Source organism: Serratia sp. DD3, assembly GCF_000496755.2.
Map to the genome: position 1 here is coordinate 47,700 of NZ_AYKS02000014.1, position 12,579 is coordinate 60,278.

Below are 12,579 nucleotides of genomic sequence, written 5' to 3' on the forward strand. Positions count from 1 at the left end.
ACATTAGCTTCGTTTGCTCGGGCGAGCTGATTTGCTGCTGGAACCACCACGCCTGTTACCACTCGCCACTTGGCTATGGCGTTTTACTGCGCGGCGGATCTGGTTAGCTTTTACTCGACGGCGTTCACGCTCTACCGGCAACTTGCTGACGGTTTCTGGTTTCAACTCTACCAGTTCACGCAAATAGTTGATTGCTTTTAAATCCAGTTCGGCCCAACCACCACGAGGTAACCCTTTTGGCAGGTCAATATCACCGTAACGTACACGAATCAAGCGACTAACCTGCACGCCTACCGCTTCCCATAGACGACGGACTTCACGATTCCGCCCTTCAGTCAGCGTGACGTTGTACCATTGATTGAGCCCTTCTCCACCTTGAAAACTGATGGTTCGGAATGCGGCTGGGCCATCTTCCAGTTGCACGCCCCGGCTCAATTGTTTGATTTTATCGTCATCAATCTGGCCAAATACGCGCACAGCGTATTCACGCTCAACTTCACGGCTAGGGTGCATCAAGCGGTTAGCCAGCTCACCGTCTGTAGTAAAGAGTAATAAACCTGACGTATTAACATCCAGTCGCCCTACCGCAACCCAACGTGACCCACGTAACTTTGGTAAACGTTCAAATACCGTCGGGCGCCCTTCTGGATCGCTACGCGTACAGAGTTCACCTTCTGGCTTATAATAAGCCAGCACTCGGCAAACCGCCGCTTCAGATTCCTTGAGCGAGACAAGATGGCCATCAAGGCGAATTTTCAGTGAAGAACTCAATTCAACACGATCACCGAGCTTGGCGATTTTTCCGTCAACACTGACACGCCCAGCCTCAATTATGGTTTCGATTTCACGGCGCGAACCATGTCCGGCCCGCGCTAATACTTTTTGTAGCTTCTCGCTCATTAAACAACCTCTAATGTCGCCTTCACAGGCGTCGGGGGGCTTTGTCACCACATTTATCGGAAAATGGCGACAAAGATTATCTTTTGCTCAAAATAAACTATGCTATTCGGGCCCACAAACTGCGACCAGTATACAGATTTTATTCACCGTTGGTACTGGCTTCATCTGGCTGTTTAGCGAAACGGTGACGCATCTCCGGCACCTTCGCGCAGCACTTGTGGTGAAGATTCGGTCAGGTCAATCACCGTCGTCGGCTGCTGACCAAGAAAACCACCATGGATCACCAGATCTACCTGTTTACCAAGATAGTCGTTGATCTCTTCTGGATCAGATTCAGCAAAATCATTGCCAGGCAACATCAATGTGGTCGACATCATGGGCTCGTTCAGCGTATCCAATAAGGCCAAGGCAATCGGATTAGAGGGCACACGCAACCCAATGGTTTTACGCTTATCACTCATCAAGCGACGCGGCACCTCTTTGGTCGCTTTTAAAATAAAGGTATAACTCCCAGGCGTATTATTTTTGATCAATCGAAATGACGTGTTATCCACATAAGCATAAGTCGACAGCTCAGACAAATCGCGACACATTAAGGTAAAATTATGGTTGCCATCCAATTGCCGAATACGACAGATACGTTCCATTGCTGTCTTTTCTTCCAATTTGCAACCCAATGCATAACCAGAATCGGTTGGATAGACAATCACCCCCCCCTTGCGCAGTACATCCACCGCCTGATTAATCAAACGCGGCTGCGGGTTATCCGGGTGAATATAAAATAACTGGCCCATCTGTTGCTCCTGAAAATAATACTCTCACGCATAACCAGTCCGCATGAAATCAACATACTACTCTGCCCTGTTGAATCTGCCCTGTTGAGGTGGTGACCAGTCACGCCACACCGGCTCTACACCACCGGGTAACCATAGCTTACGCCCAAGTTCAATCCAAGAACAGGGTTGATGAAAGTCAGACCCCTGAGAGGCCAGCAGTTGGTAGTCCTGTGCATATTTTGCCAACAATATACGTTCATTAGGTGCTTGTTGGCACTGAGCTATCTCCATGGCATCACCACCACTCTCAGTAAAATAGGCCAACAAGCGCTTAAGCCATTTAGCACTTAAATCATAACGTCCAGGGTGAGCCAATACCGCTTGCCCCCCTGATTGATGAATAACATTAATCGCCTGTTCTATTGTACACCACTGTGGTGGAACATAACCGGTCTTCCCTTTTGCCAGATACCGCTTGAAGACCTGAGCCAAGTTATCCGCTACGCCAGTTTGCACCAGATAGCGAGCAAAGTGGCCACGAGTAACCGCCCCTGTTCCCGCCAGTTCTTGAGCCCCAGCGTAAGCATCCTTAATATTTGCCTTGGCTAATCGCTGGCCAATTTCATGTGCACGTCGATGACGTCGTGCTGTTTGCTCGGCAAGCAGTTGTACTAGCGCAGCATGTCCAACTTCAACCCCTAACCCAACAATATGGATTTCGTGATTTTCCCATACTGTGGAAATTTCGACCCCAGAGATTAACTGCAACGGCAGCGAGAGTTCGACAATCGCAGCGCTTGCTTCTGCCAATCCATCGGTAGTGTCGTGATCGGTAATCGCCAAGACACTGACGTTCATTTCAACAGCCCGCCGAACCAATTGCGTGGGTGTTAAATAACCATCCGAAGCAGTGGTATGGCTGTGTAGGTCATATAAATGAAAGCCACATGTTGGTGGGTTAATGTCTGTCAAAAGAGATATCCTGTGATTTTGAGCAATATTCAGATTCGCCTGCGCAGCAATAGCGGCATTACTCTTGGCCGGTTATCGCTTCCTGATAATGCTTGCGACAGACCGATAGATAACTTTCATTACTACCAATAACCACTTGTTCCCCTGTATGCACCACTTTGCCATCCGCCCCCAACCGCAAAACCATCGTGGCTTTGCGACCACAGTGACAAATAGTTTTTAATTCAACCAACTTGTCAGCCCAAGCCAACAAGTATTGGCTGCCAATAAATAATTCACCGCGAAAATCGGTACGTAGCCCATAACACAATACCGGAATATCTAACTGGTCAACGACTTTACACAATGCGGCAATCTGCTCTTTGGTCAGAAATTGACTCTCATCAACCAAAACACAGTGCACGGGTTGGTGCAGATGCTCTTGCTTGATCATCGTAAACAACTGAGTGCTCTTATTATACAGTAAGGCAGGTGTCGAGAGCCCAATTCTGGAGCTCACTTTCCCAGCACCAAAACGATGGTCGAACTCGGCGGTAAACACCAGTGTGCGCATACCACGTTCTTGATAATTATATGAAGATTGTAATAGTGCTGTAGACTTTCCTGCATTCATTGCGGAGTAGTAAAAATAAAGTTGAGCCATAAAATCGAAACCCGGCAGTAGAAATATGAGATATTGGTCAAAGATACAGACCGATAGTCTATCATATCTGACTGATATACTCAGCTTATGACCCATTCATTATCTTCACATTAGTCACTCATCAGATTTTCAGAAGAAGCCCTTATCATCCAAGCTCATCCCCCGACTATTTTCAGGATGACCTGGTCCTCATGTCACAACTAATAATTCCTATTGATTAATCAAACTCATTAATAGTTATGCATATTCTAAATAATTCGAGGCACAAGTAGGCAAGAATCTAATGAATGCTCAATCTCATAGACAACAATGTGCTGACTTGAGGACATTGCGTCGATACAGCTACAACTTAGGCATCGTGAGTATATTCTTATCATACCTCAAGTGACTTACCTGTTAACTGCACCCCGCCAGTTCTGCACTCTGTTACCAACCTTCACTAATGGATGACCCGCCAGTGTCCTTCCGGCCACAACCATTATTTGTAAGTATAATAGGAGAGCAACAAATCCCCGGTGACTAACAGGATAGTGATTTCGTTAAATAGTGAGTTAAATCTATAACGATTAATATTAGAACCACATAAAACACCTTCTCTGTACAAAGGAAAGCCCGTAGCCTGTTGTGCAGAGGTCACACCACATATGTTACTTGCGACATGATATGTATATGGAATTGAGATGTACGAACAAAACGACTTTTACCACAACACACCTGCGCTTGAGTGTTGTAAATTTGACTCAACAATATGTCGAGGAATTGTCAGATTCTCAGACTATATTAGGTGTTCAGTTATCATTATTGCTTTTTTAAAGATAAATTTAGTAACTGATGTTCATTTGGCTATTGCAGAAAAGAAAATAGCACTCTATTATTACGTTAATGCCCCCCACTAATATAATTTGAGACTAGGACAATGAGCGAAGCATTAAAGATTTTGAACAACATCCGTACTCTGCGTGCACAAGCAAGAGAGTGCAGCTTGGAAACATTGGAAGAGATGCTCGAAAAACTGGAAGTAGTTGTTAACGAGCGTCGTGAAGAAGATACCCAAGCTCAAGCAGAAATTGAAGAGCGTACGCGCAAACTGCAACAATACCGTGAGATGCTAATTGCTGATGGTATTGATCCGAACGAGTTGCTACAAACTATAGCGGCAACTAAAGTGTCTGGTAAAGCTAAGCGCGCTGCACGCCCTGCAAAATACCAATATAAAGATGAAAACGGTGAAATGAAAACCTGGACTGGCCAGGGCCGTACCCCAGCTGTAATCAAAAAAGCTATCGAAGAGCAAGGCAAATCTCTTGACGATTTCCTGCTGTAATAGCTATTAGGTTACTCAAAAGGCTCCCACCGGAGCCTTTTTTACATCTAGCAAAAGCTCGCCTGACAATGCTCAAATAATCCGACCAGCGGACGGCAACCACAGAAAGGGGGCAACATGCCCCCGATTTAATCGTTTACTTACAGAATATTATAAAATGTCTTATACCATTCAACAAAACGCTTAACACCCTCTTCCACACTCGTTGCCGGCTTAAAGCCGATAGCTTGATAGAGTTCTTCAGTATCTGCATTAGTATCCATTACATCACCAGGTTGCATTGGCAACATATTCTTATGAGCAATGATTCCAAGAGCAGCCTCGAGAGCATGAATATATGACATTAGTTTCACTGGGGTACTATTACCGATATTATAAATACGGTACGGCGCAGAACTTGTCGCTGGAGAACCCTGTTCCACAGTCCAATGAGGATTAGGTTTAGGCACTATCGCTTGTAACAACACCACAGCTTCGGCAATATCATCGATGTAAGTAAAATCACGATACATTTCACCGTAGTTATATACATCTATTTGTTCACCCGCTAACATCGCTTTAGTAAACTTGAATAACGCCATATCAGGACGGCCCCAAGGGCCATATACGGTGAAAAAGCGCAAGCCGGTGGTCGGCAGGCCATATAAGTGTGAATAGCTGTGAGACATCAGTTCATTGGCTTTCTTGGTTGCGGCATACAATGAAATGGGATGATCAACCGAGTCCTCCGTCGAAAATGGCAACTTACGATTAAGACCATATACCGAACTGGAAGAAGCGTATAACAAGTGTCCGACTTTATTCCGCCGACACCCTTCAAGAATGTTCAAATGGCCTATCAGGTTCGAGTCGGCATAAGCTAAAGGATGATCTAATGAGTAACGCACCCCGGCTTGAGCGGCCAGATGAATAACACGCTCAAATTGGTGCTCGACAAAAAGTTGCGCGATGCCATTACTATCCGCTAAATCCAATTTTATAAACTGAAATGCTGGCTTATTGGCCAGCAAATCGAGACGAGCCAGCTTAAGCCTGACATCATAATAATCATTAAGGTTGTCTATACCAACAACTTGATGCCCGGCTGACAACAAACGCTCCGTTACGTGATAACCAATAAATCCTGCAGCGCCTGTAACCAGGAATTTCATGCTCACCTCTAAATAACCGGCTTAATCGATGCACCACGGCCAATACCGTAATAAGTAAAACCACGAGCTTTCAGGCGTTCAGGATCATACAGATTGCGCCCATCAAAAATCACCGGATGTCTTAGTGATTGCTTGATGATATCAAAGTCAGGGGCACGGAAATTTTGCCATTCGGTACAAATCACCAAGGCATCCGCGCCTTGTAATGCGGCTTCCTTGGTACCCATCAATGTTAGATCAGCACGCTGACCATAGATACGTTGTGCTTCCGCCATGGCTTCAGGGTCATAGGCCTGGACACTAGCCCCAAGTTCCCACAGGGTTTCCATCAACACCCGGCTAGAAGCCTCGCGCATATCATCAGTATTAGGCTTAAACGCTAATCCCCACAAGGCAAAGGTTTTACCTTTCACATCATTAGAAAAATGATGTTGGATAAACTGAGTCAGCTTGTATTTCTGTTGCGCATTAACCTGCTCTACCGCCTGCAACAGTTTCGGTTGATAACCGATATGCTCCGCAGTTCGAATCAACGCCTGGACGTCTTTCGGGAAACAGGATCCACCATAACCACAACCAGGATAAATAAAGTGGTAACCAATGCGCGAATCAGAACCTATACCCTTACGAACCTTTTCAATATCTGCCCCCAGCATCTCCGCCAGATTGGCAATTTCGTTCATAAAGCTGATTTTTGTCGCCAACATACAGTTCGCGGCATACTTGGTTAGCTCGGCACTGCGGATATCCATCAGGATCATGCGGTCATGATTGCGGTTAAAGGGTTCGTACAATTCACGCAATGGCTCAATAACATCTTTATTATCGGTACCGATAACAATTCGCTCAGGACGCATGCAATCAGCAACAGCGGCCCCTTCTTTAAGAAATTCAGGGTTTGAAACCACATCAAACGTAATATTACTGCCACGCTTACGCAGTGTTTCACTCATCACTTCACGCACTTTATCCGCTGTACCCACCGGAACAGTGGACTTATCGATGACCACTTTAGGCTCGGTCATATACTCGGCTATGGTTCGCGCCACCGCCGTGACATATTGTAGATCTGCAGAACCATCTTCATCCGGTGGTGTTCCTACAGCAATAAACTGGATAGCGCCATGAGCAACCCCCAGCTTGGCATCGGTGGTAAAACGTAAACGGCCGGCTTCATAGTTTTGCTGGACCAATGGCACCAAACCTGGCTCGAAGATCGGGATATTGCCTTTTTTGAGATTTTCAACCTTATTTTCATCAATATCTATACACATTACATCATGCCCTACTTCCGCCAGAACGGCGGCTTGCACCAGGCCAACATAACCTATACCGAAAACTGTCACTTTCATTAGATAATCCTAGCTCTAAAAATTTAACAAAAGGTTATGCAGTTACTTCTCTTTACGTGCCAATAACTGTTGCAGCCATGCAGAAAAATCTTTACCCAGGGTAGCGTGTCGCATGCCATACTCAACAAAAGCCTGCATATAGCCTAATTTATTCCCGCAATCGTGGCTCTTACCCTTAATATGGTAGGCTTCAACAGGCTTTTTCTGCATCAGCATATCAATAGCGTCAGTCAATTGAATTTCATCGCCTACCCCAGTTGGCGTCTTGGCCAGTAGGGGCCAGATATCGGCAGAAAGCACATAACGACCAACAATGGCTAAATTAGAAGGCGCTCGTTCTGGCGACGGTTTTTCCACCACGCCCACCATAGGTGCACTCTCACCCGGCTGGAGCGCATAACCTTGGCAATCAATGACTCCGTAATTTCCTACATCATGATGCGGCACCGGTTCAACCATAATCTGGCTGATGCCTGACTGTTGGAAGCGCTGCAACATCTCATGCATATTCTCTTTTTCCAGATCCGCACTGTATGCATCAAGGATCACATCAGGTAACACGACAGCAACCGGTTCATCCCCAACCAGCGGATAAGCGCAGAGAATGGCGTGACCAAGCCCTTTAGCCACCCCTTGGCGTACCTGCATCACTGTCACACCTTTCGGGCAAATAGATTGAACCTCATCCAACAACTGACGCTTCACACGTTTTTCCAGGATCGCTTCAAGCTCAAAACTGGTGTCAAAATGGTTCTCAATAGAATTTTTAGAGGAATGGGTGACCAATATAATTTCATTGATCCCTGCAGCGATACACTCATTGACTATATACTGAATCAACGGTTTATCAACCAAAGGTAGCATCTCTTTGGGGATCGCTTTGGTCGCAGGTAACATCCTTGTTCCTAAGCCGGCAACCGGGATAACCGCTTTTCTGACTTTGGTATTTAAAGCAGACATATCTTCCTCTCTCAATACGAGCTCAAATGATGAGCTTATTCTGCAATCAAAAAAAACCTGCGAAGTATATCAGGTTAAATCGATTGAGCATCAGCTTAAGTGCAAATATCCTCCTCTCACAGCAAATTGTTACAGAATTGAATAAGAGGACAACGCGAATTCTAAGGGTATGGATTATTTAAAAACAGTCACACGACCAGAAGGAAAAAACAGTGACGACTATCATTGAGTTCGGTGACCGCCTGAGCGATCACCTTTGATAGGGGGGCAGTGACACTATTAACTTCTCATTCACTGGTCAGCATCAGACGTAACCGCCCGCCACTCCCCCAAACCTGGCATTGCCAAGCCTCACAGTGCTGACTGATCTGATTCATGTAAGTCGACTCCAATGTTCCTAAGGGCACACCGTTAGCTAATTGAATCTGGTTATCACCTGTATTGACATTGGCATGCAAACCCGCAGAAATCAAAACCAGGTTCTTATCTTCTGCATGATAATAACCAACCAATATTGGAAATTGACCTTCTAATTTACTTTGGTGTAATAACTGATTAACCTGCCGCAATAACGCTGACATTTGCGGTAGGCGCTGCTGCTGATTCGCCAGATGGTCGCGCAACAAACCATTAAATAAAGCACGCAATAACAATGCAGCCATGACACCATTTTCACCGGCACGGGTCACATCCAGGCAATAAAAAGCCAGATCTTTCTCCGACAATGCAGCAATATCCAACACTAAACCCGGGTTGTCACCGACGGTCAATTGGCGATAGTTAATACGGCAACCCGCTATGTTCTGCTGTACTGGTGGTTGTAACTGTTTGAGCAATCTCGCCGCTTCAGAAGGATTTTGGCTCAGCACGCCCCAGTCGTGAAATAATTCTGCTTCTTCAATAGCCTGAGAAGTGAACATCTTGGGATAGAGACACACCAGTACCGTTTCCCGCAAACGATTTAGGTCGTTCAAGGGCTTCAACAGGACATCCTGAACGCCCAAGCGTAATACCTTGGCAATATCCGCCATTTTATCGGTCGCGGAGATGACCAGCACCGGTGTCTGTATACCTTGCAAACGTAAATGTTCAACGAACTGAATGCCATCCATTTCGGGCATGGCAAGATCGCAGAGTATCAGCTCTGGCTTTTCCTTTTCGACAGCAGCCAACGCCTGCAAACCATTTTCCGCTTCATAGGTCTGCGCGCCTAAAGACTCAAGATAACCAACCAGCACGGAACGAAACACCTGCTCGTCCTCAACAATCAAGATGCGCTTGTTAATCAGTGGTTGTACCATCGGCCGAGCCTCTTCCTTTTTCATATTGTAATAGTGGCTCATAATAGTCACTTGTGCTTGCAGAAATATCCGAAACAGCACCATTCCACCGCAAGGGCCGGTAATTATTTATTTTTTATTAATGGTGCCAACATCTCTATCTGCTTTTCTACCGCCAGCTTGCCCGCCTCTATCGCCTCACTGGCGCGGTGAAAATCCAACGTTGAGATTTGTGGACAATAAGGTTGGATCAGCACATCAGGGGGATCGTTTGCCATACGGGTTCTCTTCACCCGGTTCTCCAGCATCTGGAGGGACGCGCTCATGATCTCCATGACAGTGGGGGTCACATTGACTTTTTTCTGTGTCACTTTATTGATACGTTCACGCAAACGTTCGCGCCAGTTCCCTGCCTCATCGTTATGAGCCATATTATCAGTTTCTAGGTTATCGCTATGCATTGAAAACAGCTCATTCTTCCTCAAATGTGTATCATGCTGTAAGTCGACAGCAATAACGATATCGGCTCCCATCGCCCGGGTCAGCGAAATGGGAAGCGGGTTCACCAGCGCACCATCAACCAACCAATAGCCATCAAGCCACACCGGTGATAATAACCCGGGCATACTGCAGGACGCGCGAATAGCCTGATGAATATTCCCTTTAGTCATCCACAACTCACGCCCGGTACTGAGGTTGGTTGTCACCGCACCAAATTTGAGTGAACAATCAGCAATATCATCAATCTTCAGCAACTTGCCAACCGTACTAAATACCCGCTCACCACGTAGCAGGCCCCCGCGTTGCCAGGATAAATCCATCAATTTGATAACATCCCAATAACTGAATGAGCGTACCCAGGTCTCCATCGCATCAAGTCGGTGAGTGGCAAATGTCGCCCCAACCAATGCACCAACGGAACAACCAGCAACAATATCTATTTCAATACCTTGTTCTTTAAGCGCATTGATCACGCCAATATGAGCCCAACCTTTTGCAGCCCCAGCCCCTAATGCCAACCCAATTTTTACTTTTCGCATTATTAGCTTATCCTTTGCACAGTAAATTAACCCAGCGCTGACGCCAAGGTAGATTGTCACCCACCAATAATGTTAGGTAACATATGCCTGGTCTCCAAGCTATGCCAACTATTCTGCAGCTTGGAAGGCACTGGGTATGTGTTAATTTTAGCTTGGGCTCTATTTTGCGCGACCCATGCCCAGGTTTTCGAATGAGGTCAATGGCAACAAACCGTGCCAAGCGTGAGATAAACGATAAAACCAAGCTATTGTCGTTTGACGAACCCCAGAACAACCACTTTGAGACATTATTTTGACTGATTTATGCCCTTGTTGCAGTGGGTTACCGTACCACACTTGCTGTCAGCCCTTAATAACCGGTGAACAATTCGCACCATCACCACTCAGATTGATGCGTTCCAGATACTCAGCTTATGTGTTACAAAACGTCGATTATCTCATTGCCACTTGGCACCCAGACTGCCAGGCTGAATCATGGCGTAGCGCTATTATCAGTAGTTTTGCCAACACTGAGTGGTTTGGGTTGACCATCGTGGAGGAAACCATCGGCAACAACGTTGATGAAGGCTTTGTTGAATTCATCGCCCGTTTTACTGAAAGTGGTCACTCGTCCAAGATGATGCATGAGCGTTCTCGCTTTCTTCGTCTTGAACACCGTTGGTACTATATCGACGGAACCAGGCCTCAGCTTGGTAGAAATTCAATTTGCCCCTGCGGTTCAGGCAAAAAGTATAAAAAGTGCTGTGGGCAGTGAGCCCGTAAGTCAAGTAACAGACAGGATCGACAAACCTATGCCACACCAAAACCTACAAAGAAAAATTTTACGTACCCTCTGCCCTGACGCAAAGGGGTTGATCGCCAAGATCACCAATATTTGTTACAAGCATGAACTTAACATCGTGCAAAATAACGAATTCGTTGATCATCTCACCGGTCGCTTCTTTATGCGTACTGAGCTTGAAGGGATCTTCAATAATGCGACCTTACTGGCTGATCTGGACGGTGCTTTGCCCGAAGGGTCTGTCCGTGAACTGCAAAGTGCCAGTCGCCGCCGTATTGTGGTCTTGGTCACCAAAGAGGCTCACTGCCTGGGCGACCTCCTGATGAAAAGCGCCTATGGCGGCTTGGATGTAGAGATTGCCGCCGTCATTGGTAACCATACGACCCTGCAACCCTTGGTTGAACGTTTTGACATCCCGTTTCACTTGGTTAGTCACGAAGGACTGACACGTGAGCAACACGATCAGAAAATGATTGCGCAAATCGACCAATACCAGCCTGATTATGTGGTCTTAGCTAAGTATATGCGTGTGCTTACCCCTGCTTTTGTTCAGCATTACCCTAATCAGGTGATTAACATTCACCATTCATTTCTACCAGCCTTTATCGGTGCCCGACCTTACCATCAGGCTTATGAACGCGGAGTGAAGATCATTGGCGCCACCGCGCATTATGTTAACGATAGCCTGGATGAAGGCCCGATCATTATGCAAGATGTTATCCACGTCGATCACACCTATTCGGCAGAAGATATGATGCGTGCTGGGCGTGATGTTGAGAAGAACGTCCTTAGCCGTGCACTCTATCAGGTATTGGCACAACGGGTGTTTGTCTATGGCAACCGCACCGTGATCCTGTAATAGTTTTTTGACATCAATCACTGAATGAAAAGTAAAACCAGTGGGCACTTTGAGTAAAACAGTGCCTTTTGTTTGCCACATCAACACAAGTTACCACCACCACGGTGTGATTTGAAAAATCTGGTGACCTAAAAGCGCTACCAAGAATAAAAAAACGGCAAACAATTGGTTTTTTGCATTTCAATACTTTACACCGGCGCTTCATTTGATATGATGCGCCCCGCTTAACAGAAGCAAGGCCAGTGGTGGGGTTCCCGAGCGGCCAAAGGGAGCAGACTGTAAATCTGCCGTCACAGACTTCGAAGGTTCGAATCCTTCCCCCACCACCAACTCTGATTTTAAGTCAGGTTTTACCTCAAGCAGTGATTCTATAATGAACACGATTTGGGGAAAGAGGAGAAATTCTCACTTCTTCATAAGCAAAAATTTTCATTTATAGCAATAAATAATACCCTGGTGGGGTTCCCGAGCGGCCAAAGGGAGCAGACTGTAAATCTGCCGTCACAGACTTCGAAGGTTCGAATCCTTCCCCCACCACCAA

12 protein-coding genes and 2 tRNA genes are annotated in these 12,579 nt (G+C 46.1%); 5 read left to right on the forward strand and 9 right to left on the reverse strand.

Translation table 11 applies throughout. The annotated features are described in order from the left end of the window. Positions 1 to 3: 3 nt before the first annotated feature. The 4 genes from rluB to IO95_RS01465 all read right to left on the reverse strand — a co-directional run bounded on the left by rluB (position 4) and on the right by IO95_RS01465 (position 3,291). Positions 4 to 900 carry a 23S rRNA pseudouridine(2605) synthase RluB gene (rluB, locus tag IO95_RS01450; RefSeq protein ID WP_023491650.1) on the reverse strand — a complete coding sequence of 299 codons (897 nt, stop codon included), beginning with the start codon at positions 898 to 900 and terminating at the stop codon, positions 4 to 6. Between the two features lie 173 nt (positions 901 to 1,073). Beyond that, positions 1,074 to 1,694 carry an L-threonylcarbamoyladenylate synthase gene (locus tag IO95_RS01455; protein WP_023491649.1) on the reverse strand — a complete coding sequence of 207 codons (621 nt, stop codon included), beginning with the start codon at positions 1,692 to 1,694 and terminating at the stop codon, positions 1,074 to 1,076. 57 nt (positions 1,695 to 1,751) lie between these two features. Continuing rightward, positions 1,752 to 2,648: a PHP domain-containing protein gene (locus tag IO95_RS01460; protein ID WP_023491648.1), complete on the reverse strand. Its 897-nt coding sequence runs from the start codon at positions 2,646 to 2,648 to the stop codon at positions 1,752 to 1,754. A gap of 58 nt (positions 2,649 to 2,706) precedes the next feature. Further along, positions 2,707 to 3,291, reverse strand: coding sequence for a thymidine kinase (locus IO95_RS01465; protein ID WP_037383473.1), 585 nt, complete (start codon positions 3,289 to 3,291; stop codon positions 2,707 to 2,709). Positions 3,292 to 4,207: 916 nt separating this feature from the next. Here IO95_RS01465 and hns point away from each other — a divergent pair. Beyond that, entirely contained in the window at positions 4,208 to 4,615 is a 408-nt protein-coding gene (gene hns / locus IO95_RS01470; protein WP_023491646.1) for a histone-like nucleoid-structuring protein H-NS, read from the forward strand. Positions 4,616 to 4,755: 140 nt separating this feature from the next. Here hns and IO95_RS01475 read toward each other — a convergent pair whose 3' ends face one another. The 5 genes from IO95_RS01475 to rssA all read right to left on the reverse strand — a co-directional run bounded on the left by IO95_RS01475 (position 4,756) and on the right by rssA (position 10,398). Next, a complete protein-coding gene (locus tag IO95_RS01475; RefSeq protein ID WP_023491644.1) occupies positions 4,756 to 5,766 on the reverse strand; it encodes an NAD-dependent epimerase in 1,011 nt (336 codons plus the stop codon). Positions 5,767 to 5,774: 8 nt separating this feature from the next. Then, positions 5,775 to 7,118 (reverse strand): UDP-glucose/GDP-mannose dehydrogenase family protein, encoded by a 1,344-nt coding sequence (locus tag IO95_RS01480; protein WP_023491642.1) that lies wholly within the window; start codon positions 7,116 to 7,118, stop codon positions 5,775 to 5,777. Positions 7,119 to 7,160: 42 nt separating this feature from the next. Next, positions 7,161 to 8,078 carry a UTP--glucose-1-phosphate uridylyltransferase GalU gene (gene galU, locus IO95_RS01485; protein WP_023491641.1) on the reverse strand — a complete coding sequence of 306 codons (918 nt, stop codon included), beginning with the start codon at positions 8,076 to 8,078 and terminating at the stop codon, positions 7,161 to 7,163. A 287-nt stretch (positions 8,079 to 8,365) separates the two neighbouring features. Further along, the gene (rssB, locus tag IO95_RS01490) at positions 8,366 to 9,379 is read right to left on the reverse strand and encodes a two-component system response regulator RssB (RefSeq protein ID WP_037383487.1); all 1,014 of its coding nucleotides are present in this window, start codon (positions 9,377 to 9,379) and stop codon (positions 8,366 to 8,368) included. A 104-nt stretch (positions 9,380 to 9,483) separates the two neighbouring features. Next, a complete protein-coding gene (gene rssA / locus IO95_RS01495) occupies positions 9,484 to 10,398 on the reverse strand; it encodes a patatin-like phospholipase RssA (RefSeq protein ID WP_023491639.1) in 915 nt (304 codons plus the stop codon). 292 nt (positions 10,399 to 10,690) lie between these two features. On the opposite strand from rssA, the gene IO95_RS01500 reads away from it, so the two are divergent. From IO95_RS01500 to IO95_RS01515, 4 genes are all read left to right on the forward strand, one after another. Further along, the gene (locus IO95_RS01500; protein ID WP_037383476.1) at positions 10,691 to 11,152 is read left to right on the forward strand and encodes a YchJ family protein; all 462 of its coding nucleotides are present in this window, start codon (positions 10,691 to 10,693) and stop codon (positions 11,150 to 11,152) included. A gap of 37 nt (positions 11,153 to 11,189) precedes the next feature. Then, positions 11,190 to 12,038: a formyltetrahydrofolate deformylase gene (gene purU / locus IO95_RS01505; protein ID WP_023491636.1), complete on the forward strand. Its 849-nt coding sequence runs from the start codon at positions 11,190 to 11,192 to the stop codon at positions 12,036 to 12,038. Between the two features lie 244 nt (positions 12,039 to 12,282). Further along, positions 12,283 to 12,367, forward strand: a tRNA-Tyr gene (locus IO95_RS01510). A 126-nt stretch (positions 12,368 to 12,493) separates the two neighbouring features. Next, positions 12,494 to 12,578 (forward strand) — tRNA-Tyr (locus IO95_RS01515). The last annotated feature ends 1 nt before the right edge of the window (position 12,579 follow it).